Source organism: Methylobacterium fujisawaense, from assembly GCF_039619325.1.
Lineage (GTDB): Bacteria > Pseudomonadota > Alphaproteobacteria > Rhizobiales > Beijerinckiaceae > Methylobacterium > Methylobacterium fujisawaense.
On the sequence record NZ_CP155000.1, the window covers coordinates 4,519,365 to 4,545,087 of the forward strand.

Here is a 25,723-nt window from a genome sequence, read left to right on the forward strand (position 1 = left end):
CGCATCGTCCTGCCCGGGCACTCCCGGGGCGGCGCGCGCCCGTCGGGCGCTACACAGGCCGAACACGGATCTCGTAGCGCAGGTCTTGCCTGCGCGTGTTCGACAACCCGCAGCGAGGATAGAACCAGCCGTGCCCTCACTCGACAGCTTCAAGGCCCGCCAGACGCTCGAAGCCGGCGGCAAGACCTACACCTACTATTCCATTCCCGCGGCCGAGAAGAACGGCCTCGCCTCGGCCACCGCGCTGCCCTTCTCCATGAAGGTGATCCTGGAGAACCTGCTGCGCTGCGAGGACGACCGCTCGGTCAAGAAGGCCGACATCGCGGCCGCCGTCGGCTGGCTCGACCAGAAGGGCAAGGCCGAGGTCGAGATCGCGTTCCGCCCCGCCCGCGTGCTGATGCAGGACTTCACCGGCGTGCCGGCGGTGGTCGACCTCGCCGCCATGCGCGACGCCATGGTGGCGCTGGGCGGCGACCCGCAGAAGATCAACCCGCTGGTGCCGGTGGACCTCGTCATCGACCACTCGGTGATCGTCGACGAGTTCGGAACCCCGAAGGCGCTGGCCGACAACGTTGCCCTGGAATACTCGCGCAACGGCGAGCGCTACACCTTCCTGAAGTGGGGCCAGTCGGCCTTCGACAACTTCTCCGTGGTCCCGCCGGGCACCGGCATCTGCCACCAGGTAAACCTGGAATACCTCGCCCAGACCGTCTGGACGAAGTCCGAGGACGGGTCCGAGGTGGCCTATCCCGATTCGCTGGTCGGCACCGATTCGCACACCACCATGGTCAACGGCATGGCCGTGCTGGGCTGGGGCGTCGGCGGCATCGAGGCCGAGGCGGCCATGCTCGGCCAGCCGCTGTCGATGCTGATCCCCGAGGTCGTGGGCTTCAAGCTGTCGGGCAAGCTGCCCGAGGGCACCACCGCCACCGACCTCGTGCTCACCGTCACCCAGATGCTGCGCAAGAAGGGCGTGGTCGGCAAGTTCGTGGAGTTCTACGGCCCCGGCCTCGACGACATGGCGGTCGCCGACCGGGCCACGATCTCCAACATGGCTCCGGAATACGGCGCCACCTGCGGCTTCTTCCCGATCGACCAGAAGACCATCGACTTCCTGAAGGTCACCGGCCGCTCCGACGACCGGATCGCCCTGGTGGAGGCCTACGCCAAGGCGCAGGGCATGTGGCGCGACGCCCAGACCCCCGATCCGGTCTTCACCGACACGCTGGAGCTCGACATGGGCGAGGTCCGGCCCTCGCTCGCCGGCCCGAAGCGCCCGCAGGACCGGGTGCTCCTCGACGGCGCCAAGCCGGGCTTCGCCGGCTCGATGGAGACCGAGTTCAAGAAGGCCGCCGACATCGCGCGCCGCTACCCCGTCGAGGGCACGAACTTCGACCTCGGGCACGGCGACGTGGTGATCGCGGCGATCACAAGCTGCACCAACACGTCGAATCCCTCGGTGATGATCGGCGCCGGGCTTCTGGCTCGCAATGCGGTGGCCAAGGGCCTGCGCTCCAAGCCGTGGGTGAAGACTTCGCTCGCGCCCGGATCGCAGGTGGTCGGTGAATATCTCGAAAAATCCGGCCTGCAGGACCCCCTCGACGCGCTCGGCTTCAACCTCGTGGGCTTCGGCTGCACCACCTGCATCGGCAATTCCGGCCCGCTGCCGGAGGCGATCTCCAAGGCCATCAACGACAATGACATCGTGGCCGCGGCGGTGCTCTCGGGCAACCGCAACTTCGAGGGCCGCGTGAACCCCGACGTGCGGGCGAACTACCTCGCTTCGCCGCCCCTCGTGGTCGCCTACGCGCTGGCCGGCTCGATGCAGATCGACATCACCACCGAGCCCCTCGGCCTGGGCTCGGACGGCAAGCCCGTCTACCTGAAGGACATCTGGCCGTCCTCGGCCGAGGTGCAGCAGTTCATCGAGGAGAACATCACCTCGGCGCTGTTCAAGTCCCGCTACGCGGACGTGTTCGGCGGCGACCAGAACTGGAAGGACGTCGAGGTCACCGAGGCCGAGACCTTCGCGTGGAACCCGGGCTCCACCTACGTGCAGAACCCGCCCTACTTCGTCGGCATGGAGAAGACCCCGAAGCCGGTCGAGGACATCGCGGATGCGCGCATCCTCGGCCTGTTCCTCGACTCGATCACCACAGACCACATCTCGCCGGCGGGCAACATCCGCGCGGCCTCGCCGGCCGGCGAGTACCTGCAGTCGCATCAGGTGCGCGTGCAGGACTTCAACCAGTACGGCACGCGGCGCGGCAACCACGAGGTGATGATGCGGGGCACCTTCGCCAACATCCGCATCAAGAACCAGATGGTGAAGGACGCCTCCGGCGGCGTGGTCGAGGGCGGGTGGACGCACTTCCAGCCCTCCGGCGAGAAGATGTTCATCTACGACGCGGCGATGAAGTACGCCGAACAGGGCACGCCGCTCGTCATCTTCGCCGGCAAGGAATACGGCACCGGCTCGTCGCGCGACTGGGCGGCGAAGGGCACGAAGCTGCTGGGCGTCCGCGCCGTGGTGGCCGAGAGCTTCGAGCGCATCCACCGCTCGAACCTCGTCGGCATGGGCGTGGTGCCGCTGGTCTTCCAGGGCGACACGAGCTGGCAGTCGCTGGGCCTGAAGGGTGACGAGACCGTCACCATCAAGGGCCTCGCCGGCGAATTGAAGCCCCGCCAGACGCTCACCGCGGAGATCAAGTCCGCCGACGGTTCGGTGAAGCAGGTCCCTCTGACCTGCCGGATCGATACCCTCGACGAGCTGGAATACTTCCGCAACGGCGGCATCCTGCCCTACGTGCTGCGCTCGCTCGCGGCCTGACCATGCACCGGGCGGTCCTCGGGCCGCCCCCGCGACCGATGAGGCGGCGTCCCCCGGGCGCCGCCTTATTTGTTTCTCAGGGCGATCATTTCGCTTGCGCACAACCTTGTTTCGCGCGCGTGTCGCCCCATAACCGGGCTTCCGCATCCAGGATGGGACCCCGATGAAGCACCTCAGCAAGACCCTCGCCGCCGCCGGCCTGACCGCCCTCCTGTCGAGTGCGGCCTTCGCCGCGCAGGTCGAGCGCGTCCGCGGTACCGTCGACAAAGCCGACGGCAGCACGCTCACGATCAAGACCGACGACGGCAAGACCGAGACGGTGGATGTCGCGGGCGCCAAGTTCGCCTGGGTGGTCCCGTCCAGCCTCGATCAGATCAAGGACGGCGTCTTCATCGGCACCGCCACCAAGGGCGAGAACCCGATGACCGCCCTGGAGGTCGTGCTCTTCCCCGACTCGATGCGCGGCACCGGCGAGGGCCATTACGGCTGGGATACGATCACCGATCAGACCGCCGGCGCCGGCGCCAAGGTGAAGAGCGCCATGACCAACGGCACCGTGAAGGCCGAGACGTCGGGCGCCCCCAAGGTGAAGAGCGCCATGACCAACGGCACCGTGAAGGCCGACAAGGCGGCCTCCGGCGGCGAGCGCACCCTGACGGTGAGCTACGGCAAGGACGGCTCCAAGGAGATCGTGGTGCCCTCCTCGGCGCCGATCGTCGCGTTCGAGCCCGCCGACAAGGCGATCCTGACGCCCGGCTCCAAGGTCTTCGCCGTGGTCGCCAAGGATGGCGCCAAGGCCGACGGCAAGCTCATCGCGGTCGGCAAGGACGGCCTGACCCCGCCCATGTAAGGCCGGACGGCCCGCCCGACGCATTCCGTCGCGCGGGCCGATCAGGAGCCTGGGGGCGACGTTCGATCTTCGCCCTGCAGCCGCGTCGCGGACGCCTTCGGGCCGCCGGGAGGGGGGCAATCGGTCCGGCCTCGACGCGCGGGGCGAAGGTCCATTCGCCGGGAAGGCGCATACAAACGGCGCGGGAACGGATTAAAATTGCTTCCCCAGCGTGCCACGCGCTGGTGCCGTGCACACAAATCGCGCATCTTCCGCCGCCGAGCGGCCCGTCAACGAGGCTGCGGCGGAGGAATCCAAGATGGGCGCTGGAGTGGCGGGCGCGATCGCGCCTGAGAGAATCCCGAATCTGTTGTCGCGCGAGCGGATCGTCGCCAAGCCGGGCTTCAACCGATGGTTGGTCCCGCCGGCGGCGCTGGCGATCCATCTCTGTATCGGGATGGCCTACGGCCTGTCGGTGTTCTGGCTGCCGCTGACCCGGGCGCTTTCCGTGGGTCAGCCGGCTCCTGCCGCCTGCCCCAACATGGGCGTGATGACGGCCCTGTTCACGACGACCTGCGACTGGCGGGTGAGCGACCTCGTCACCGTGTTTTCCATCGGCATCGTCGTGCTCGGCCTCTCGGCCGCCCTGTTCGGTGGCTGGCTGGAACGGGCCGGCCCGCGCAAGGCCGGCATCGCGGCGGCCCTCTGCTGGGGCGGCGGCTTCCTGATCGGCGCCTTCGGCGTCTACGTCCACCAGCTCTGGCTGGTCTGGCTCGGCATGGGCCTGATCGGCGGCATCGGGCTGGGCCTCGGCTACATCTCGCCGGTGTCCACGTTGATCAAATGGTTCCCGGATCGCCGCGGCATGGCCACCGGCATGGCGATCATGGGCTTCGGCGGCGGCGCGATGATCGGCTCGCCCCTGGCGGACAGCCTGATCAAGAGCTTCCGGACCGCGGATTCGGCCGGTGTCTGGCAGACGCTCGCCGTGATGGGTGTCGGGTACATCCTGTTCATGCTGGGGGGCGCCTTCGGCTACCGGGTGCCCCCGGCCGGCTGGCGCCCGGACGGCTGGACCAACCCGACCGCCAAGAACGCCATGATCGCCTCGGGCCACGTCCATCTGCGCGACGCGCACAAGACCTTCCAGTTCTGGATGATCTGGCTCGTCCTGTTCCTCAACGTGTCCGCCGGCATCGGCGTGCTGGCGCTGGCCTCGCCGATGCTCCAGGAGATCTTTGGCGGCGAGCTGATCGGCCTGCCGGGCACCGGCTTCTCCGCCCTCGACGCCGGCCAGAAGGCGCAGGTCGCCGCCATCGCGGCGGGTTTCGTCGGCCTGCTCTCCCTGTTCAACATCCTGGGCCGGTTCTTCTGGGCCTCGATGTCGGACCGGATCGGCCGGAAGGGCACCTACGCGATCTTCTTCGCCCTGGGCGGCCTCCTGTATGCGGCCGCGCCCTGGGCAGCCGGCATCGGCTCGCAGGCGCTGTTCGTCGCGATCTTCTGCGTGATCCTGTCCATGTATGGCGGCGGCTTCGCGACGGTCCCGGCCTACCTCGCCGACGTGTTCGGCACGCAGTTCGTGGGCGCCATCCACGGGCGCCTGCTCACCGCGTGGTCGATGGCGGGCATCGTCGGGCCCTTCGTCATCACCAAGATCCGCGAGGCGCAGGTCGCGGCCGGCGTGCAGGGGGCGGACCTCTACGGCCGGACCATGTACGTGCTCGCGAGCTTCCTGGCGGTCGGGTTCCTCTGCAACCTGCTGGTCCGGCCGCTGGCGCAAAGGTGGTTCATGTCCGATTCCGAGCGGGCCTCCCTGGATGTCCGCTCGGGCGCCACGGCCTCCGGGCCGTCGGGCTCCTTCGGCATCGGCCACGGCGGCTTCAGCCCCGGCGCCGGCCTGGCCTGGGCGGTGGTCGGCATCCCGATCGTCTGGGGCATCGGCATCACCCTGTCCAAGGCGTTCATCCTGTTCCGCTGAACCCGATCGCTCGGTTGTGGCAGGCACGGCGGGTCGCTAGGTTTCCGGCGCCTCGCCGTGCCGGGATGCCTTCGTCGTGATCGACAAGCTGGACTTCCTGCTCGCGCTCGCCCGCGAGCAGCATTTCGGGCACGCCGCCGAATCCTGCGGCGTGACCCAGCAGACCCTCTCGGCCGGCGTGAAGCAGCTGGAGAACCGCTTCGGCGTGCAGCTCGTGCTGCGCGGCTCCCGCTTCCAGGGCTTCACGCCCGAGGGCGAGCGGGTGCTGGAATGGGCACGGCGCATCGTGGCCGATGCCCGGGCCATGCACGAGGAGGTCACCGGCCTGCGCCGGGGCCTCACCGGACACCTGCGCATCGCCGCCATCCCCACGGCGCTGCCGATGATCGTCAACCTCACCACGCCCTACCGCGAGCGCCACCCGGACGTGCGGCTGACGGTCGAGTCCGCCACCTCGACCGACATCTTCTCGCTGATCGAGAACCTGGAGGCGGATGCGGGCCTGACCTACCTCGACAACGAGCCCCTGGGGCGGGTGGTCTCCGTGCCGCTCTACCGGGAGCGCTACCGCCTCGTCACGGCGATCGGCGGCCCCTTCGACGGCCGGTCCAGCGTCACCTGGGCCGAGACCGGCAGCCTGCCCCTCTGCCTGCTCACGCCGAACATGCAGAACCGGCGGATCATCGATCATCAGATCCGGGAGGCGGGTGTTGACCCCGCCGCAACGCTCGAATCGAACTCGATGATCGTGCTTTTGACCCATGTCCGCACCCTGCGCTGGGCCTCGATCATGCCGGAGATCTTGGTCGATGCGCTGGGGCCCATGGAGGGCGTGCGCACCATCCCGATCACCGCCCCGGACCTGGAGCACACGATCGGCCTGGTCGCCCCGCGGCGCGAGCCGTCCACACCGATGGTGACGGCCCTCGTAGCTATCGCGCGGTCTCTGGCGCGGACGCTCGATCCGGATCTGGCCGCGTCGGGGACCGCCTGAGCGATCGGCTCCGTGCCTGGACCGGGGCGGGGCGCTCCAGGAGCCATCGGCGGGCCGCGCCGAGGGCATGCACCGGCAGCGTCAGGACAAGCCAGATCGCCAGTACCGCCCCGGTGATGAGGATCGCCAGCAGGATCCGCTGCATCGAACCCGCCCTCCGCCAGCCGGGCTAGCCGAAACCGCGGGCCGGAAATCGGCCGGCGAATCGCGCAGCGTCCGGGACGAGTGAGGGTTAACGAGTCGCGCTGGCGCCAAGCTGTCGGCCGCTCGGGCGGCGGCCGGACAGCTGCCGGGAACGCGCGCCATCGTCGCGCGAGGCCGTGCCGAACAGAAAAAGCCGCCCCGTTTCCGGAGCGGCTTCCCGTCGGCGGTCAGGCTGCGATGCAGCCAGCGACCTTACTTGATCTTGGTTTCCTTGAAATCGACGTGCTTGCGCGCGACCGGGTCGTACTTGCGCATCGTCAGCTTCTCGGTCTGCGTGCGGGAGTTCTTCTTGGTGACGTAGAAATAGCCCGTGTCGGCGGTGGAGACGAGCTTGATCTTGACGGTGACGGCCTTGGCCATGGCGCGGCGCTCCTGCAGGGTGCGGCATTCCGCGTGAGCGAAACGCAAATGGCCGGGAGAGCCCGGCCGAATACGGGCGGGTGAATGCCCGATCGGGCCCGGTAGGTCAAGAGCGTGGGCCCGATCGCTCCGTCGCGGCGAGCCAGCCGGCGAAGGCCAGGAACAGGGCGAGCAGCGCCAGGGCGAAGCCGTGCGGCGGCACGAGGTCGAGCCCGCCGCCGATCACCGGCGGACCCAGCATCAGGCCGACATTGTAGAGCACCACGAAGGCCGCGTTGGCCCCCGCGAGATCGTTCGCGGGGGTACGGTCGCCGAGCATCGCGAGGCCGACCGTGTAGAGGGTACCGGCAATCCCGCCCCAGACGAGGAGGAGCAGGCCGAACGCCACCGGGTTGCCGGCCGCGAATGGGATCAGGGCCGAGCCCGCGGCGCCCGCGAGGCCCGCGCCGAGCAGCACCGCGCCGCGGTCGAGCCGGTCCGCGAGCCAGCCGAACGGGATCTGGAACAGCACGTTGCCCAGCGCGATCAGGCTCACGAGGCCGGCCGCTCCTTGCGCGTCGTAGCCGAGGCGCAGGCCGTACAGGGGCAGGATGGCGAAGATGCCGGTCTCCACCGCGCCGTAGGCGAGGGCCGCCGCCAGGGCGCCGGGGGCGAGCCGAACGTATCCGAGGATGCCGCGGCCGGAGCCCGTCTCGATCGTGGGCGACAGCCCCCGGGCCAGAAGGATCGGCAGCCCGCCGGCCAGCATGAGGACGGCTCCCGTCGCGTAGGGGGCCGGCCCCTCGGTCCCGACCAGTGCCAGCAGGAGCGGCCCGACCGCGAAGCCCGCCGCCAGGACGGTGGCGTAGATGCCCATCACGAGGCCGCGGCGCTCCGGCGGGGCGGCGGCGTTAATCCAGTACTCGGAGAGGACGAACAGCGCGCCGAGCGTCATCGAGAAGACGAAGCGCAGGGGGAACCACAGGGCGAGGCCCGGCAGGAGCGGGAACAGGGCGAGGCTGACCGCTCCGACGACGAGCGCCAGTCCGAGCAGAGGCGCGACGCCGATGCGTGCCGCGAGCCGCGGGACGAACGGCACGGTGCAGATGCTGGCGATCCCCGCCACCGCGGTGTTGAGCCCGATCAGCGTGCTCGACGCGCCGCGCCGCTCCATCTCGATCGAGAGGAGCGGGATCGACAGGCTCAGGCCGATGCCGACGACGGTCACGCAGGTCACGGCCGCCGCGATTGCCGCCACCTCCTCCGACCTGATCCCGCGCGGCTGGTTCTGCTGCAAGCCGTCTGGGCGGCTCACAAGGCCACCCGCTCGCGCCGCCCGTAGCGCTCGTAGTGGAAGGGAATCATCCGGTAGGGCGCGAAATCGGCAGCGATCTGGGCCTCCAGGTCGTCCAGGATCGCGCGGGTTATATACGGCAGGTCGAGCTTGCGGGCGGCGTCGAGCCGGACCCAGGCCAGTTCGGTGAACTCGGCGTCGGCCTGAATCCGTCCCGGCTCCTCGGCCGCCACCCCGCGGCGGTCGATCGCGAAGAAGCGCGTGTCGAACCGGCGCACGCGCTTCGGCGGGGTGATCGCGCGGGCCACGAGATGGAGCGCTTCGAGATCGGGGAGGACGCCGTGGCGGCCGAAGCCCTCCCAGCCCGCCGGGGGATCCTCGGGAGCGCCGTGCTCGGTCGTGCCGAGCAGCAGGCCGGTCTCTTCGTAGGTCTCGCGGATCGCGGCGAGCGCCAGGGCCCGGCCGAGATGGTGCGGCGGCCGAGAGACCTGCCGGGTCAGCGCCGCCTCCGCGTAATCTGGAAGCGCCCCGGCCACCGGCATGTGGCGGTCGCCGAGTTCGATCCGGCCGCCCGGGAAGACGAACTTCCCCGGCATGAAGGCGAGGTTCGGGTTGCGACGGCCCATCAGGACCTTCGGGCCGCCCTTTCCGCGCCGGTCGATGACGATCATGGTCGCGGCGTCCCGCGGCCGCAGGCGCGCAGCGGCCGGCTTGCCCTCAGGAGCTGTGGCGATCTCGGGCTCCTGCTGCGGCAGCGGCAAGGTGCGTCTCCTCCGGCCCCGGGGCGGGGCGGCTCCGCGGTAGCGTGGCAAAGCCGTGCATGCCAAGGGCGTATTGCAGTCCGACGACGGCGCCCTTCACCGGCTGGAGCAAAACCAGCGCGAACAGGAGCGTGAAGACCGGCCAGACTCCCATCTCGACCCAGAGAGGCACGTCGTAGGCGCTCTCGGTCTCCAGGATCAGGTAGCCGACGATGTGTGCGACGATGAAGATCACCACGTAGGGCGGCAGGTCGTCGGCCCTGTGGTGGTGCAGCTCCAGGCCGCACACGTCGCATTCCGGCCGCACCTTGAGGAAGCGGCCGAAGATCCGGCCCTGGCCGCAATGCGGGCAGCGGCCGATGAAGCCCCGGGCCAGCGCGGGGATCAGGCGGGTGCGGGCCGGGATCGCATCGGCGGTCATGGAATCGGTGTACATCGGCCGGGTCAGCGGCGCGAGCCGCGGTGGCGCGACCCGGTGTTGCGGATGCCGGGGGGGCGACCGGGCGGCGCGGGCTTGAAGGGCCGGCCGCCGGATTTCTTGCCGGGCCCGGCGTTCCGGGCGCCGGAGCGGGTCCGCCCCTCGCTGAGCAGCTCGAAGCGCAGCGCCCCGGCCACCGGCGCGGCCTCGACGAGCCGGACCTCGACCCGGTCGCCCAGGCGGAACGTCTCTCCGGTCCGCTCCCCCGCCAGGGCGTGGCGGCCCTCCTCGTGGCGGAAATAGTCGGCGCCGAGCTGCGACACCGGCACGAAGCCGTCGGCGCCGGTCTGGTCGAGCTTGATGAACAGGCCGGCCCGGGTCACGCCGGCGATCTGGCCCGCGAAGGTCGCCCCGACCTGATCGGCGAGGTGATGGGCGATCAGCCGGTCGATGGTCTCGCGCTCGGCCGCCATGGCGCGGCGCTCGGCCGCCGAGATCTGCTCGCCGATCTGCGCCAGCTCGCCTGCCGAGATGTCGCGCGCCAGCCCGTCCGAGCCGAGCCGGCAGGCGGTGATCAGGGCCCGATGGACGATCAGGTCGGCGTAGCGCCGGATCGGCGAGGTGAAGTGCGCGTAGCGGCGCAGGTTCAGGCCGAAATGCCCGAGATTCTCGGCGGCGTAGACGGCCTGGGCCTGGCTGCGCAGGATCACTTCGTTGAGGAAGACCCCGTGCTCGGTCTCGGCCGCCGTGGCGAGGATCCGGTTGAACAGGGCGGGTCGCAGCGCCCCTTCCTTGGGCAGCTTGATGCCCACAGAGGCCAGGACCTCGCCCAGCGCCCGCATCTTCTCCAGGGCGGGCTCGTCGTGGACGCGGTAGATCAGCGGCTGGCGGGCGTGCTCCAGGGTCTCGGCGGCGGCGACGTTCGCCTGGATCATGAACTCCTCGATCAGCCGATGGGCGTCGAGGCGCTCCGGCACGATCACCCGGTCGACCGCGCCCTCGGGGCTCAGGAGAACCTTGCGCTCGGGCAGGTCGAGGGCGAGCGGGCCCCGGCGGTCACGGGCCGCGCGCAGGGCCGCATAGGCCGCCCAGAGGGGGCGGAGCGCCGTCTCCAGCAGCGGCCCGGTCGTGTCATCCGGCTGCCCGTCGATGGCTCGTTGCGCCTGCGCGTAGGCGAGCTTGGCCCGGGAGCGCATCATCACCCGGTGGAAGCCGTGGCGGCGCATCTCGCCGTCGGCGGCGATGACCATGCGCACGGCGAGCGCCGGCCGGTCCTCGCCCTCGCGCAGGGAACAGAGATCGTTCGAGATCCGCTCGGGCAGCATCGGCACGACCCGGTCGGGGAAATAGACCGAGTTGCCCCGCTCCAGGGCCTCGCGGTCGAGGCTGGAGCCGGGGCGGACATAGGCCGCTACGTCCGCGATGGCGACGGTGAGGATGAAGCCGCCGGGATTGGCCGGATCCGGATCGGCCTCGGCCATGACGGCGTCGTCGTGGTCCTTGGCGTCCGGCGGGTCGATGGTGAGGAGCGGGCGGTCGCGCCAATCCTCGCGGCCCTTCAGCGTGGCGGGCTCGGCGGCATCCGCCTCGGCCAGGGTCGTGTCGGCGAAGACGTGCGGGATGTTGTGAAGGTGCAGCGCGATCAGGCTGACGGCCTTCTCGGACCCGAGTGAGCCGAGCCGCTCGCGGACCCGGCCCCGCGGCAGGCCGAAGCGCGTCTCGCGCTCCAGGGAGACGCTGACGAGGTCGCCGTCGCGGGCCTGCCCTTCTTCGCCGGGCGGGATCAGGATCTCGCGCCCCTGCGAGCGCTTCTCGACGGGCACGATCCGGCCGCCTTGCGCGCCGACCCGGTAGACGCCGATGATCTCGGCCTTGTTCTTCCCGATGACCTTGACGACCCGGCCGGTGTAGCCGCCCTCGGCGTCGCGCTCGACGCGGATCAGGGCGCGGTCGCCGATGCCCGGGGCCGGCCGGCTGCCCTTGCGGGGGCCGCGCGGCTGCGTCAGCACGATGGCCGGCGGCTTGCCCGTGCCGGTCCATTCCACCGGTATCGCCAGGAAATCGCCGTGGCGGTCTCGTGAGCGGATGTCGGCCAGCACGACCGGCGGCAGATGGCCCGCCGGGGCGAGGCCGCCGCGGCCACGGTCGAGGGCGCCCTCCGCCTCGATCTCCTTGAGGACGCGCTTCAGGTCGATCTTGGCGGCCCCCTTGATGCCGAAGGCCTGGGCGATCTCCCGCTTGCCGACGCGTTCCTTCGACTCGGCCACGAAGGCGAGGATCTGCTCGCGGGTGGGGAGGGGCGGAGGAGCATCGGGCTCGGCCGCGGGGGCGGTGGTGCGTCGTGCCAAAAGGGGGATGCCGGACGGTTCTACGGTAGACGGGACCCGCGTGCGGGCGCGGGACCGAGGCGTCGGTCCTGTAGGACTAACATGGGGGTCCCGCCCGTCCGCGGCAACGCCGCCCCGGCTTTCCTCAACAGGCGCGATCAGCCGGTCGAGGCGCTCGTCCGGATGCGTGCCACGGCTTGGTCCATGTCGAGACCGGGTGCGAGCAACTCGTCCAGGGTGAAGGGACAGGCGCGCGGCAGGGTCAGGTTCACCCGTCCTTCCTGCGGCGCCAGCTCCGGCGTCTCGGCCTTCCGGATGGCGAGCGTCCAGGCGCCGTCCATCCGCAGGCTCTCCGGCTCGGGGGGATCGTCCGCGAGGGCCCTGAGCTTGGCGCGACCCGCATCGCGGCACGCGCGGCTCAGGCCGTCGTCGGAGAGAAGGGCGGCCTTGATCAGCTCGGCCAGGGCATCCCTGACTCGTTCGACGCTCGCGTTCATGGGTATCCGTCCCGAAGATCGCGGGTGCGTGGCAAGCCGGATGCCAGCGCGCGCGTCATCCCGTCGCCGATGGTCTCCCGCGCTCCGCCGGGTGTAGAAGGCGCGGATGATCCCGGTCCTGACCCGCCACACCGAGGCCGTGCCGCTCTATGTTGCCGCCTGCGCCGAGCTGCGCCTGCGCGGCTTCGAGGGCGATCTGACGCTGTCGGACGCCGACCGCACGGTCTTCTCCACCGACAACTCGATCTATCAAGTGGCGCCGGGGGCCGTGGCCTTTCCCCGCAGCCGCGACGATCTCGTGCGCATCGCCAGGCTCCTCGAGGATCCGCGCTTTTCCGAGATCGTGATCCGGCCCCGGGGCGGGGCGACCGGCACCAACGGCCAGTCGCTGGGCCACGGCCTCGTGGTCGACACCTCGCGGCATATGAACCGCATCCTGGAGATCGACGTCGCGAACCGCTTCGTCCGGGTCGAGCCGGGAGTGGTGAAGGACCAGCTCAACCGGGAGCTCGCCAAGCACGGCCTGTTCTTCGCGCCGGAACTCTCCACCTCGAACCGCGCCACGATCGGCGGCATGATCTCCACCGATGCCTGCGGGCAGGGCTCGTGCCTCTACGGCAAGACCCGGGACCACGTCCTGGCGCTGACCTGCGTGCTCACCGACGGCACGGTCTGGACCGCCGAGCCCCTCGACGCGGAAGGTCTCGAAGCCGCCAAGGAGCGCAACGACCGCGTCGGGGCGATCCACCGCACCGTCGATGCCGTCGTCACCGCGAATGCGGCGCTCATCGCGGAGCGCTTTCCCAAGCTCAACCGCTGCCTCACCGGCTACGACCTCGCCCATCTGCGCGATCCGGCGGGGCGGTTCGACCTCAAGAGCGTGATCTGCGGCTCCGAAGGAACCCTGGCGCTGATCGCCGAGGCGCGGCTCAACGTGCTGCCGATCCCGAAGGCCGCGGTGCTGGTCGCGCTGTCCTACGTCGATTTCGACGCGGCGCTCCGCGACGCGCAGGCGCTGCTGCCCTTCGGCGCCGCCTCGGTGGAGACCATCGACTCCACGGTGCTGGCGCTCGCCCGCAAGGATCCGATCTGGGCCGAGGTGCGGGCCTTCTTTCCCAACGATCCGGCCGGACGGCCGGTGGACGGCATCAATCTCGTGGAATTCGTCGGCGACGACGCGGCCTCCGTGGAGGCCGCCCTGGCGCGGCTCACCGGCCTGCTGGAGGCCGAGCGCGGCACCGACACCAAGCGCCTCGGCTTCACCATCGCCCGGGGCGACGCCATCGAGCGGCTCTGGACCATGCGCAAGAAGGCGGTGGGCCTCCTCGGCGCCGCCCAGGGCGATGCCCGCCCGATCCCCTTCGTGGAGGATACGGCCGTCCCGCCGGAACGGCTCGCCGATTTCATCGCGGAGTTCCGGGCGCTCCTCGACGGCAAGGGGCTGCGCTACGGCATGTTCGGCCACGTCGATGCCGGCGTGCTGCATGTCCGCCCGGCCATCGACCTGAAGGATCCGGACCAGAACGGCCTGATCCGCGAGGTCACGGAAGGCGTGGTCGCGCTCACCGCCAAGTATGGCGGCCTGCTCTGGGGCGAGCACGGCAAGGGCTTCCGGTCGGAGTTCGTGCCCGCGATCTTCGGGCCGCTGATGCCGGCGCTGGAGGCGGTCAAGCGCGCCTTCGATCCGGGCGACCGGATGAACCCGGGCAAGATCGCCTCGGCCAAGGGGGAGGGGCTGACCCGGATCGACGGCGTGCCGCGCCGGGGCGAGCAGGACCGCACCATCCCGGCGCCGGTCCGGCGGGGGTTCGACGAGGCGCTCCATTGCAACGGCAACGGCGCCTGCTTCTCGTTCGATGCCGACGAGGCCATGTGCCCGTCCTGGAAGGCGACGCGGGAACGCCGGCATTCGCCCAAGGGTCGCGCCTCGCTGATGCGCGAGTGGCTGCGCCGTGCGGCGGAGGCGGGGATCGACCCGGCCGCCGAGCTGGCGCGGCAGCGCGCCGGGTGGCTGCACGACGTGGCGGCGACCTTGCGGAGCGGTATCCGCCGCCGGTCGGAGGCCGACGATTTCTCCCACGCCGTCAAGGAGGCGATGGATGGCTGCCTCGCCTGCAAATCCTGCACGGGGTCCTGCCCGATCAAGGTCGATGTGCCGACCTTCCGGGCCAAGTTCCTGGCGCTCTATCACACGCGCTACGCCCGGCCGCTGAAGGATCACCTCGTGGCGGCGTTGGAGCCGCTGCTGCCGCTGGCGGCCCGGATGCCGCGCCTGAGCAACGTCGTCCTGACCAATCCGGTGGCCCGGCTGCTTCTGGCCCGGGCCGGGCTGGTGGCGATCCCGGCCCTGTCGCCCGTCGCTCTCACGGAGCGGCTGGGGGATCTCGGGGTCGCCGTCGCGACGCCGGACGCCCTGGCCCGGCTGGATGCGCAGGAGCGGGCGCGGGCCGTGCTGGTGGTGCAGGACGCCTTCACCACTCATTTCGACGCGGACGTCGTGGCCGATAGCTGCGCACTCCTCATCGCCCTCGGCTTCCGGCCCTGGCTCGTGCCCTACCGGCCGAACGGCAAGCCGCTGCACGTGCACGGCTTCCTGGCGCGGTTTGCCGCCGTCGCCCGGTCCAATGCCGCGATGCTGCGCGATCTCGCCAGGCACGGCGTGCCCCTGGTCGGGATCGATCCGTCGATGACGCTGACCTACCGGTCCGAATACGCGCAGGCTCTGGGCGACGATCTCCCGAAGGTCCATCTCCTCCAGGAATGGCTGGCCGCCCGGCTCGACCGGATCGCGCCGGGCCAAGGCGGCCGCACGATGCGGCTGCTGCCCCATTGCACCGAGCGCACCAACGCTCCGGGCGCGGTGCGGGACTGGCAGGCCGTGTTCGCCCATCTCGGCCTGCGGCTCGAAGTGCCGGCCGCCGGCTGCTGCGGCATGGCGGGGACCTACGGGCACGAGGCGCGCCAGCGCGCCACCTCCGAGGCGATCTACGGCCTGAGCTGGGCCCGCCACGTGGCCGAGGCGCCCGGCTGCACCCTGCTGGCGGACGGATATTCCTGCCGGTCCCAAGCCACGCTGGTCGACGGCGTGCGGCTGCGACACCCGGCCCAGGCGCTCCTCGAGCATGTCCGTGCGGATGCCGGCGGCGCTTCGGCCTTCCATCCCGCCCGCGCCGCGGCTGCGGCGCCATGAGATCTGCCATGAACGTCGCTGTCGTCGGGGCCGGCGCTGTCGGCTGCTATTACGGGTTTCTCCTGGCGCAGGCCGGCCACGCGGTGACGCTGATCGGACGCCCCGCCCTGGTCGAGGCCGTGGGGGCGGCCGGGCTGGTGCTGGAGCGCGCGGCCGGGACGGCCTCGGTCCCCGTGCGGGCGACCGAGGCCGGCGACGGCGTGTCCGGCGCCGACCTCGTGCTGGTCTGCGTGAAGTCCGGCGATACCGAAGCGGCGGGTGCGATGATCGCAGGCCATCTCGATCCTGCCGCGACGATCCTCAGCCTCCAGAACGGCGTCGACAACGCGGAGCGGCTCGCCGCCGTGCTGGGCCGGCCGGTCGTGCCGGTGGCGGTCTACGTCGCCACCGCGATGGCCGGCCCCGGCCATGTCCGGCACAACGGGCGCGGCGACCTGATCCTCGGCGCCTCGGAGACGAGCGACCGTATCGCCGCCGCTTTCACGGCAGCCGGCATCCCCACCACGGTCTCGGCGCGCGCGGTCGACGCGCTCTGGGCGAAACTGATCACGAACTGCGCCTACAACGCCCTCTCGGCCCTGACGCAGCGTCCCTACGGTCGCCTGCTCCACGGCGAGGGCGTCGTCGCGGCGATCACGGACGTGGTTCGGGAATGCGTCGCCGTCGCCGAAGCCGACGGGGTGTCGGTGGCCCCCGACATCCTCGACACCGTGCTGGATCTCGGTGTCACCATGGCCGGGCAGCGTTCGTCCACCGCCCAGGACCTCGCCCGCGGCCGGGCCAGCGAGATCGACCACCTCAACGGCTTCGTCGTGCGCAAGGGCGCGGCGCTCGGCATTCCGACACCGGCGAACCGGCTGCTGCACACGCTGGTCAAGCTTGCCGAGCAGAAGGACTGACGTCGCTCTCCGGCGCCCGAACCGTCACCCCGAGCGCAGCGACGCGGCCCGGGGTGGCGCGACGTCGGAGAGTCCGGCGCCGCTGCATTGCTGCGCTGCCCTCGCGAAGACGAGGGCGGCCCGGTGCGCACGGGACCGGCTACGCCCGTGCGGCGGCGTTGGCCTTGCGGGTCGCGGCGGCCTTCCTGGCGGAGGCGGAGCGTTCCGCGGCCGACCGCCCGGCCGAGGCCTTGCCGCCGGATTCGCCGCCCTTGTGGGCGGCCGGATGTCCGGTGGCCTTGCCGCGGCCCGAGCCGCCCGGCTTCTTGCCGCCGCCGTCGTCCTTGTTGACGGTGGCCCAGGCCCGGGCCTCCGCCTCCTTCTCCGGCACCCCGCGGGCCTCGTAGGACTCGGCGATGTGCTCGGCCTTGCGCTTCTGCTTGTCGGTGTACTTCGATTTATCGCCGTGGGACATGGGCCGTCTCCCGAAGCTCAGCCCACCCCGGTCGGACCGTCGAGGATGGCGCGCACGCGGCGGACCAGCTCCGTGCGCCGGTAGGGCTTGTTCAGGAGATCAAACTCCGAGCCGCCGATATCGGTTCGCTCCAGGCTCGCCTCCGCGTACCCTGTGGCGAGCAGCACCTTGAGCTTGGGCTGGCGGCGGCGGGCTTCGCGGGCCAGCAGCACCCCGTTCATGCCGCCGGGCATGATCAGGTCGGTGAAGAGCAGATCGATGCGCTCGCTCGAATCCAGGATCTCCAGGGCCTCGCGGGCATTGCTCGCCACCAGCGTCGTGTAGCCGAAGTCCCGCAGGATGGTGCGGGCGAGTTCGGCCACGTCCTCGCGGTCGTCGACGATGAGGATCGTCTCGGAGCCCTGCCGATCAACGGACCGCAGCGACACCTTGGCAGGGGCATTGACGTCGCCGTCGGTCGCGGGGAACGACAGGCGCACCGTCGTGCCCGCACCCACCGCCGACTCGATCTGCGCCGCGCCGCCCGACTGCTTGGCGAAGCCGTAGACCATCGACAGGCCGAGCCCCGTCCCCTTGCCCTCCTCCTTGGTGGTGAAGAACGGGTCCATCACCCGGGCGAGCACGGCCGGCGGGATGCCGGTACCCGTGTCCTTGATGGCGATGCTGACATAGCGCCCGTCGCGCAGCGGACCGAGCTCCCGGCCGCGGGCGGCGACCTCGCTGTTCTCCGTGGAGATCCGGACGGTGCCGCCCTCCGGCATCGCGTCGCGGGCGTTGATCAGGACGTTTAGGATCGCGACCTCGGCCTGGGTCGGATCGACCCGGCAGTTCCAGAGGTCCTCCGCAAGATCGAGTTCGACCTTCACGGCCTCGCCGACGGAGCGGGCGACCATCTCGCCCATCCCCTCGATCAGGGTGTTGAGATTGACGGCGCGCCCGTCCAGCCGCTGCTTGCGGGCGAAGGCCAGCAATTGCTGCGTCAGCGTCGTCGCGCGCTCCGCAGCCTGGCGGATGTTCTCGGTGGCGCGGCCGAGCCGGGCGCGGTCGGCGTCGGGCTTCTCCAGCCCGGCCGCCAGGATGTCGACGTAGCCGACGATCACCTGGAGGAGGTTGTTGAAGTCGTGCGCGATGCCGCCCGTGAGCTGGCCCAGCGCCTCCATCTTCTGAGCCTGACCCAGCGCCTCCTCGGCGTCGCGGCGGCGCGAGACGTCGAGCTGAGAACCGAAATAGTACACGAGCTCGCCGTCGGCATTGTAGACCGGCGAGACGAACAGGGCATTCCAGAAGGTCGAGCCGTTCTTGCGGTAGTTCAGGATCTCGGTGGCGAACTCGCGCTTCTCGGCGATCGCGGCCCGGACCTGCGCGACGCTCTCGCGGTCGGTTTCGGGGCCCTGAAGGAAGCGGCAATTGCGCCCGATCAGCTCTTCCGGCGTGTAGCCCGTCATCGCCAGGAACGCCCGATTGGCGAAGATGATCGGGTTGTCGGGCTGGCGCGGATCGGTGACGATCATCGGCATGCGCGTCGTCTCGACCGCCGCGAAGAAGATATCGCTCCGGCGGTCGGTCAGGTCGCTCGGCGCGCTGTCCCTGATCGGAGGGCTCGGCCCGGAGGGCGGTGTTTCTGGGGTCTCAGACATGCGCGGTGATGTTCAGCCTCCGGGACGTAAAAGCATTTTGCGCGCGCCCGATCACGAAAAGCGGACGGAACACTAGCGGTCGAGAGCGCGATGTCGACGGCCCGTCCTCAGAGGTGGTGTCGCACGGCGCGTCATGCCACTGCCGGCTGCGCCGAACCGGAGCGGGCAGTCACGGGTGCCGGGACGAGCCGGGTGGGTGCGGATTCCTGGCAGGCGCCGAGCACAGCCGAGAGCGCCTCGTTCAGCGATGTCACGAGGAAGTCTGCCGAAGTCGCCCGGCGCAGCCGTTCCAGGGTCGCCGGATCGCGCTCGCGCCAGAAGCCCACGAGGATGCGCACGCCCGGCACCGCCGCACGGGCCTGCCGGACGGTGAAGCGGATCTGCGAGAGGCTCACCGGCTCGAGATACGAGAAGCAGATCAGCGCGAGCCCCTCCGGATTGTCGGGACGCTCGCCGGCGCGGATCGCGGCCATCGAGAGAATCTGCGAGGCCAGCCCGTGGCGGGCGAGGATCTGGCTCAGCATCAGCGTCGCCGCCTCGTCGAACGGGCCGCGGCTCGACACGCACAGGACCGGCGTCTCGCTGCGCCAGTTGGGAGCGAGATCCTCGCGCTCGAGGACGATGCCGGCCACTTGCCGGTCGGGCCCGATGGCGGCCAGCGCCGCCGCAGTCTCGGTATCGGGCCCGCGCCCGGAGCCTCGGCGGCTTCGCCGGGTCATCGGAGCGGTCCCGAGGCGGTCGACGACCGTGCGGATCGCCGCCCCGACCTCCGCCTGCCGCTCGCGGTCCAGGGTGCCGCGCGAGAGATCCTCCTGCGCGAGCAGCAGGCCGGCGAGGGCGACCTCGTCGTAGTAGGTGACGAGGGCGCGCTCCTTGAGGAACTGCCAGCCCTGGTCGATCGCCTCGACCGGATCGCCGGCCAGCATGCGCTGGTAGAAGATCTCGGGCGGCGACAAGGCTGGCTGATCGCCCAGCAGGACGTCGAGGTACCAGAGGCGCTCCACGTGCCGGCCGAGGACCACGAGGCACACGGTGAGCGGCGTGGCCAGGACGAGGCCGATCGGCCCCCACAGGAACGTCCAGATCGTCGCCGCGAGGATGACGGCGACCGGCGAGAGGCCGGTGGAGTGGCCGTAGAGCAGCGGCTCGACCACGTGGCCGCAGATCGGCTCCACCACCAGGAACAGGACCGCGGTGGCGATCACCATGCCCCAGCCGGGATCGACGGCGGCGGCGAGGATCAGCGGCAGAAGGGCGCTGATCGCCGCGCCGATATAGGGCACGAACCGCAGGATCGCCGCGAGGACACCGAACAGGGTCGGACTCGGGACGCCGATCATCCAGAGTCCGAAGCCGATGACGAGGCCGAAGGCGATGTTGAGGGCGAGCTGGGCCAGGAAGAAGCGGCTGAGCCGGCTCGTGGCATCGTCGATCGCCGCCGTGGTGCGGCGCAGGTCGCCCGAGCCGCCGGCGAGCCGGATCGCCCGGTTTCGCAGATCCTCCCGCTGGAGCAGGATGAAGATCGTGAAGATCAGGATCAGGCCCGTCGTGGCCAGCGGATGCAGGATCGGGCCCGCGAAGGTCTGAAGCGTGTCGACCACGCTGGCGCGGGCGGGCGTGAGTTCCACGGTGAGGGGATGCGTGCGCGATCCCGGCTCGCCGCGGACTTCCGCGGCCGGGGGCGGCTGCAGGGTGGCGCTGAGGTCCTGCACCATGTCGACGATCCGCGACAGGGTGCCGGTCCCGGCCGTCGCCCCGCGCAGATCCTTGATCTTGGTGCGCATCACCTGCGTGTAGCGCGGCAGGTCCGAGGCGAGCTGGGACGCCTCGCTGGCGATCAGGCTGCCGATCCCGAACAGGGCGCCGAAGACGATCACCACCACGAGGAGGACCGCCGGCGCACGCGGGACGCGCAGCCGCCGCAGGACCCGGACGGCCGGCACCAGCACGAAGCTGAGGAGGATTGCCAGCGTCACCGGTACGAGGATCTCGCGCCCGAGATACAGGGCCGCCAGCGTGGCGACCACGAGGAGGATCGAGGCCAAGGCCACGAAGACCGGCAGGCCCTGCCGCAGGCGCTGGGCAGTGACGGGATCCTCGCTCACGGACACGCTCCACTCACATCAGGTCTCGGGATCGCAATTCGCGCGTCCGCGGTCGGCTCAGCTCGCCGGGGCGGTCTCGCCCAGGGCGGTGCTGATCTGGCTGAGAAGCTTCGAGAAATCGACCGGCTTCGGATGGTAGTCGTCGCAGCCGGCCTGGATCGCCTTGTCGCGGTCGCCCGACATGGCGTGCGCGGTGAGCGCGATGATCGGGATCGCCCGCGTGTCGGTGCCCGACTTCAGCGTCCGGGCGACCGACCAGCCGTCCAGGACCGGCAGGTTCATGTCGAGCAGGATCACGTCGGGCTGACCCGAGCGGGCTTGTCGGACCCCGGCCTCGCCGTCATGCGCGAGGATCACCTCGTACCCGCGCCGCTTGAGGCGGCGGGACAGGAAGTCCCAGATCTCTTCGTGGTCCTCGACCAGCAGAATCTTCGCCATCAGAACTCATACCCCCGGCTCGCGTCGTGCCGGACGGCAGCTCAACGCGCGGCATCGCACAATCGCCCAACGTTCCTGCCCCGATTCCGGTCCCTGGAGAAGGGGCGCTTCGGTGCGAGGTTGACCCGTCCTCCGGCCGGTATGAGCGTGTGCTTCGGCGAATCGACAATCCTCTCAGGGGGCGGAGCCACCAATATGCCTGACATCGAGTTCTTTCATTCGCCCAATACCCGCTCGTCGGGGGTGCGCGTCCTGCTCGAGGAACTCGGTGTCCCGTACCGGCTGCACGTGCTCAACATGCGCGCCGGCGAGCACCTCGAAGGGGCCTACCGTGCCGTCAATCCGATGGCGAAGGTGCCGGCGATCCGCCACGGCGAGGCCGTGGTGACCGAGCAGGCGGCCATCTACCTCTACCTCGCCGACCTGTTCCCCGAGGCCGGGCTCGCCCCGGCGCCCACCGAGCCCGACCGGGCCGCCTATCTGCGCTGGATGGTGTTCTACGGCTCCTGCTTCGAGCCCGCGGTGATCGACCGCCACCTGAAGCGGGAGCCGGGCCCACGCGCCATGTCGGCCTATGCCGATTACGACAGCGTGATCGCCCGGGTGAAGGAGGCGCTGACTCCGGGGCCGTACCTGCTCGGCGAGCGCTTCAGCGCCGCCGACATCCTGTGGGGCGGCGCCCTCGGCTGGACGACGGGCTTCGGCCTCGTGGAGCCCGCGCCCGTCCTGACGGCCTATGTCGAGCGCATCCGGTCCCGTCCGGCCGCCCGGATCGTCGCGGCCGAGGATGCGCAGCTCGCGGAGGCGCATCAGGCGGCCGCCTCGGCCTGAGCGCCGCCGGGCTCGGGCGGCGGCGATCCCCCGCACCGGATCCGGCGTTCGATACGCACGGATCTGTCGCGCGGCGGGGTTCCGCTCCGGCGGGGGAGATGCGATGTCGCGAGTCTGGTTTGACCCGCGTCGCGCAGCGTCCCTCATGACCGACAGCACAGAGCCGGCTCTCGTCCCCGCCGCGACGCTGCAGAAGTCGCCGCCGACGTCGATCCCGCGTCTCATCGTCGTCCTGGCCTGTGCGGGGTTCGGCAGCACCTTCGCGCTCCGCTCGGTCGAGCCTCTCGTCGGCGTGCTCGCCCGGGATCTCGCGAGCGACGCCCACACGGTGGCGCTCCTCTCCACCGCCTTCGCGCTGCCTTACGCCTTCATCCAGCCGGTGCTCGGCCCGATCGGCGACGCGCTCGGCAAGGAGCGGGTGATGAGCACCTGCCTCGCGGTGCTCGCCGTCGCCCTGACCCTGTGCAGCATCGCCCCCGATATCGGCAGCCTGTTCGGCCTGCGCATGCTGGCGGGGGCGGCGGCGGGGGGCTGCATTCCGCTGTCCCTGGCGCTGCTGGGTGACCGGGTGCCGATGGAGGGCCGTCAGGTGGCGATCGGCCGATTCCTGGTGGCGGTGATCCTCGGCCAGCTTTCCGGCTCGACCTTCGCGGGCCTGATCGAGGCGGCGATCGGCTGGCGCGGTGTCTTCGCGGTCACCGCGGCGGTGGCGGCCATCGCCTGCGCGGCGACCGTGTTCGGGTTCGACCGGACCGGCCGGCCCGCCGCGCGCCGTCCGGCTTTCGGCGAGGCGGTGACCCGCTACCGGACGATCCTGCGCAATCCCCGGGCGCGGGTGCTGTTCTCGGCGGTGTTCATCGAGGCCATCGCGATCTTCGGCGTGTTTCCGCACCTCGCCCCGCTGATCGAGGCCCGCGGGGAGGGGGGGCCGCGCGAGGCCGGCCTCGTGCTGGCGGGGTTCGCGGTCGGCGGCCTGCTCTACTCGGCCCTGGTCGGGCTGCTGGTGCGGCTGCTCGGCCTGCCGCGCATGCTCATCGGCGGCGGCCTGATCTGTAGTGCGTCCCTCACCGTCGTCGGGCTCGCCGGCACGTGGCAGGTCGATTGCGCCGCGCTCACCGCCATGGGGCTCGGCTTCTACATGCTGCACAACACCTACCAGACCCAGGTCACCGAGGTGGCGCCCAAGGCCCGCGCCTCCGCGGTGGCGCTCCATGCTTTCTCATTCTTCTGCGGGCAGGCGCTCGGCGTCGCGGTGATCGGGCAGGCGCTGCTCCGGTTCGGCCAGCTCGGCGCGCTCCTGGGATGCGCCGTCACGATCCTGGCGCTCGGGATCGGCACCGCCATCGCCCTGCGGCAGAAGCCGGCCCCGGTGGCGTTCCCGGGCTGAGCACCCTCAGGGCTGCTGCAGCGCCAGCGCCTTGAGGTCGAAGCCCGGATCCGCCGCCTGATCCGGGCTCAGCGGCGTTCCGGCCGTGAGCAGCCGCCGGGCGATCATGTGGTCGCCCGCCCGGTCGACGGATTCGACGGCGCTCAGGCGTCCGTCGCGGAATCGGAAGACCGAGAAGGCGGAGCCGGAGCCGCGGACCACGCCGGCATCCGTAGAGCCCGCCAATCCGGCGATCTGCAGCTTGTGCCGGCCCTGGTCGCTCCAGAACCAGGGCAGCGCGCCGTAGGCCGCCGGCTTCCCGGTGAGCCGCGCCGCGAGGCAGCGCCCCTGGTCGATGGCGTTCTGCACGGACTCGATCCGCACGGTGCCGTCCGGCGTGAGCCCGTGAGCGAAGGGACTGGGAAACCGGGCGCAATCGCCGATCGCCGAGATGGCCGGATCGGGTGTCGACAGGAACGCGTCGACCCGCACTCCATCCTCGGCCGGCAGGCCCGCTTCCAAGGCGAGCTCCCGGTTCGGCAGCACCCCGATGCCGACCAGGACGAGGTCGGCGGGCAGTTCCCGGCCGTCCGCGAGGGCAACGCCGACGGCACGGCCGTCCCGCCCGAGGATCGCCGTCACGCCGGCCCCGAAGGCGAAGCGTACGCCCATCGCCTCCTGAGCCGCGCGGAAGAACGCGCCCATCTCGGCCGAGACCGCCCGGGCCATGGGCCGATCGGCCGCCTCGATCACCGTCACCGAGAGGCCGCGCCCGGCCGCGACGGCGGCGAATTCGAGCCCGATGAAGCCCGCGCCCACCACGACGATCGCCCGGGCCGCCTCGATCTGCGCCCGGAGCGCGTCGGCATCCGCGAGGCCGCGCAACTGGCGCACGCCGTCGAGCTCCGCTCCAGGCACGGGCAGGGGCCGGTTGCGGGCGCCGGTGGCGATCACGAGGTGGTCGTAGGGCAGGTGCCCGCCGTCCGACAGCTGCAGAAGACGTGCCGCCCGGTCGATCGCGACGGCGCGGAGCCCCGGCCGGTGCGCGATGGCGTGCTCGGCGAAGAAGCCGGGGGGGCGCAGGAACAGGCCTTCCTGGTCTGTCTTGCCGGCGAGGTAGGCCTTCGACAGGGGCGGACGCTGGTAGGGAAGGGCGGCCTCGTCGCCCACCAGGGTGATCGGATCCCTGAACCCACCCTCGCGCAGGGAGGCGGCGAGTTGGAAGCCGGCCTGGCCGGCGCCCGCGACGACGATTCCGGCTGGACTCACGCCTTGGCTCCCGCCGGCACGAGACCGCTCTGCGCGACGCCCGGCAGGCTGCGCGCACCCTCCGACATCAGATAGGACCAGACCGCGGAAGCGGCCGGACCCAGCACCTTGTCGGCGCGCCGGACCGCGTACCAGTCGCGCCGGATCGGCAGTCCCTTGACGTTCAGGAGGACGAGGCGGCCGCTCTCCAGCTCGGCCGCCACCGAGTGCACCGAGAGCAGCGCGATCCCGAGCCCGGCCATCACCGCCTGCTTGATGGTCTCGTTCGAGCCGGTGTCGATGTCCAGCGGCGCCCGCTTGACCAGGACGCCGCTCATGAATTCCTCGAAGACCATGCGCGTGCCCGAGCCCTCCTCGCGCAGGAAGAACGGCTGGTCGGCGAGATCCTCGCGGTTCAGCCCGGTCTTGCCCGCGAGGGGATGGCTTGGCGGGGCGATCAGCACGATCGGATGCGGTCCGAAGGTCGCGGCCTCGATCGGGAAGTCCCGGGGCGGGCGGCCCATCAGGGCGAAGTCGATCTCGTAACCGCGCAAAGCCTCCACGGTCTGGCCGCGGTTGCGCACCGACAGGCTGATCTCGACCCCGGGATGCTTCTTGACGAAGCCCGCGATCACCTGCGGGGCGAAGTACTTGGCGGTGGAGACGACGCCCAGCGCCACGCGCCCGCCCTCGGCGCCCCGCAGGGTGCGCAGGCGGTCGGTGCAGGTCTCCAGCACGGTGTTGATGCTGTCGATCGCCCAGAGCATCTCGCGGCCGGCATCGGTCGGCTTGAGGCCGCCCGGCGTCCGGTCGAACAGCAGCAGCCCGGCCTCCTCCTCCAGCTGGCGGATGCGCGCGTAGAGGGCGGCCGAGGTGACGTTCAACTCCTGCGCCGCCCGGGTCATGGTGCCGAGTCGGGCCACGGCAGCGACCGCCTGAAGCTGCTTGAGGGAGAGATTGCGCATGGCGGACATCTCGTTTTTTTCGTCCTATGACACAAGATCGCACAGAAATCTTGAAGGCCGCGCCGCGGGTTCCTGTCGATCCGGAGACACAGACCGCTATCTTGGCGGCCAAGCGG

20 protein-coding genes are annotated in these 25,723 nt (G+C 70.9%); 8 read left to right on the top strand and 12 right to left on the bottom strand.

Annotation, left to right across the window (positions count from 1 at the left end; translation table 11 throughout):
- The first annotated feature begins 130 nt into the window (after positions 1-130).
- The 4 genes from acnA (at position 131) to ABC766_RS21450 (ending at position 6,634) form a co-directional block, all read left to right on the top strand.
- On the top strand, positions 131-2,830 hold the full coding sequence (gene acnA / locus ABC766_RS21435) for an aconitate hydratase AcnA (RefSeq protein WP_043356884.1): 2,700 nt from the start codon (positions 131-133) through the stop codon (positions 2,828-2,830).
- 163 nt (positions 2,831-2,993) lie between these two features.
- A complete protein-coding gene (locus tag ABC766_RS21440; RefSeq protein ID WP_345819440.1) occupies positions 2,994-3,680 on the top strand; it encodes a metal ABC transporter permease in 687 nt (228 codons plus the stop codon).
- Positions 3,681-3,978: 298 nt separating this feature from the next.
- On the top strand, positions 3,979-5,640 hold the full coding sequence (locus ABC766_RS21445) for an OFA family MFS transporter (RefSeq protein ID WP_345819441.1): 1,662 nt from the start codon (positions 3,979-3,981) through the stop codon (positions 5,638-5,640).
- 76 nt (positions 5,641-5,716) lie between these two features.
- Positions 5,717-6,634, top strand: a complete 918-nt coding sequence (locus tag ABC766_RS21450) for a LysR family transcriptional regulator (protein ID WP_043381106.1) — start codon at positions 5,717-5,719, stop codon at positions 6,632-6,634.
- 396 nt (positions 6,635-7,030) lie between these two features.
- Here ABC766_RS21450 and rpmG read toward each other — a convergent pair whose 3' ends face one another.
- From rpmG to ABC766_RS21480, 6 genes are all read right to left on the bottom strand, one after another.
- Entirely contained in the window at positions 7,031-7,198 is a 168-nt protein-coding gene (gene rpmG / locus ABC766_RS21455; protein WP_020092568.1) for a 50S ribosomal protein L33, read from the bottom strand.
- 106 nt (positions 7,199-7,304) lie between these two features.
- Entirely contained in the window at positions 7,305-8,492 is a 1,188-nt protein-coding gene (locus ABC766_RS21460) for an MFS transporter (RefSeq protein WP_236952716.1), read from the bottom strand.
- The gene (locus ABC766_RS21465; RefSeq protein WP_053609058.1) at positions 8,489-9,232 is read right to left on the bottom strand and encodes an NUDIX hydrolase; all 744 of its coding nucleotides are present in this window, start codon (positions 9,230-9,232) and stop codon (positions 8,489-8,491) included. The genes ABC766_RS21460 and ABC766_RS21465 overlap by 4 nt, the downstream gene beginning before the upstream one ends.
- Positions 9,189-9,653: a DUF983 domain-containing protein gene (locus ABC766_RS21470; RefSeq protein WP_053609074.1), complete on the bottom strand. Its 465-nt coding sequence runs from the start codon at positions 9,651-9,653 to the stop codon at positions 9,189-9,191. Before ABC766_RS21470 ends, ABC766_RS21465 begins: the two co-directional genes overlap by 44 nt.
- A 23-nt stretch (positions 9,654-9,676) precedes the next feature.
- Positions 9,677-11,998: a ribonuclease R gene (gene rnr, locus ABC766_RS21475; RefSeq protein WP_345819442.1), complete on the bottom strand. Its 2,322-nt coding sequence runs from the start codon at positions 11,996-11,998 to the stop codon at positions 9,677-9,679.
- Between the two features lie 137 nt (positions 11,999-12,135).
- A complete protein-coding gene (locus ABC766_RS21480; RefSeq protein ID WP_043355289.1) occupies positions 12,136-12,474 on the bottom strand; it encodes a hypothetical protein in 339 nt (112 codons plus the stop codon).
- 106 nt (positions 12,475-12,580) lie between these two features.
- On the opposite strand from ABC766_RS21480, the gene ydiJ reads away from it, so the two are divergent.
- Entirely contained in the window at positions 12,581-15,664 is a 3,084-nt protein-coding gene (gene ydiJ, locus ABC766_RS21485) for a D-2-hydroxyglutarate dehydrogenase YdiJ (protein ID WP_345819443.1), read from the top strand.
- Between the two features lie 8 nt (positions 15,665-15,672).
- On the top strand, positions 15,673-16,563 hold the full coding sequence (locus ABC766_RS21490; protein ID WP_345819444.1) for a ketopantoate reductase family protein: 891 nt from the start codon (positions 15,673-15,675) through the stop codon (positions 16,561-16,563).
- Between the two features lie 139 nt (positions 16,564-16,702).
- Here the strand turns inward: ABC766_RS21490 and ABC766_RS21495 are convergent, their stop codons facing one another.
- The 4 genes from ABC766_RS21495 to ABC766_RS21510 form a co-directional block, all read right to left on the bottom strand.
- A complete protein-coding gene (locus tag ABC766_RS21495; RefSeq protein ID WP_345819445.1) occupies positions 16,703-17,017 on the bottom strand; it encodes a plasmid stabilization protein in 315 nt (104 codons plus the stop codon).
- A gap of 17 nt (positions 17,018-17,034) precedes the next feature.
- Complete coding sequence (locus ABC766_RS21500; protein ID WP_043381097.1) at positions 17,035-18,654, bottom strand: hybrid sensor histidine kinase/response regulator; 1,620 nt, start codon at positions 18,652-18,654, stop codon at positions 17,035-17,037.
- A 131-nt stretch (positions 18,655-18,785) separates the two neighbouring features.
- The gene (locus ABC766_RS21505; protein WP_053609062.1) at positions 18,786-20,759 is read right to left on the bottom strand and encodes an AI-2E family transporter; all 1,974 of its coding nucleotides are present in this window, start codon (positions 20,757-20,759) and stop codon (positions 18,786-18,788) included.
- A 57-nt stretch (positions 20,760-20,816) separates the two neighbouring features.
- Positions 20,817-21,197: a response regulator gene (locus ABC766_RS21510; protein ID WP_043355299.1), complete on the bottom strand. Its 381-nt coding sequence runs from the start codon at positions 21,195-21,197 to the stop codon at positions 20,817-20,819.
- Between the two features lie 195 nt (positions 21,198-21,392).
- On the opposite strand from ABC766_RS21510, the gene ABC766_RS21515 reads away from it, so the two are divergent.
- Together ABC766_RS21515 and ABC766_RS21520 are read left to right on the top strand one after the other, a co-directional pair.
- Complete coding sequence (locus ABC766_RS21515) at positions 21,393-22,028, top strand: glutathione S-transferase family protein (protein WP_345819446.1); 636 nt, start codon at positions 21,393-21,395, stop codon at positions 22,026-22,028.
- Positions 22,029-22,173: 145 nt separating this feature from the next.
- Positions 22,174-23,415 carry an MFS transporter gene (locus ABC766_RS21520; protein ID WP_274926835.1) on the top strand — a complete coding sequence of 414 codons (1,242 nt, stop codon included), beginning with the start codon at positions 22,174-22,176 and terminating at the stop codon, positions 23,413-23,415.
- Positions 23,416-23,421: 6 nt separating this feature from the next.
- On the opposite strand, the gene ABC766_RS21525 is transcribed toward ABC766_RS21520, so the two are convergent.
- Together ABC766_RS21525 and ABC766_RS21530 are read right to left on the bottom strand one after the other, a co-directional pair.
- Positions 23,422-24,663: an FAD-dependent oxidoreductase gene (locus ABC766_RS21525; protein ID WP_345819447.1), complete on the bottom strand. Its 1,242-nt coding sequence runs from the start codon at positions 24,661-24,663 to the stop codon at positions 23,422-23,424.
- Positions 24,660-25,607 (bottom strand): LysR family transcriptional regulator, encoded by a 948-nt coding sequence (locus ABC766_RS21530; protein WP_043349301.1) that lies wholly within the window; start codon positions 25,605-25,607, stop codon positions 24,660-24,662. Before ABC766_RS21530 ends, ABC766_RS21525 begins: the two co-directional genes overlap by 4 nt.
- Positions 25,608-25,723 lie beyond the last annotated feature (116 nt).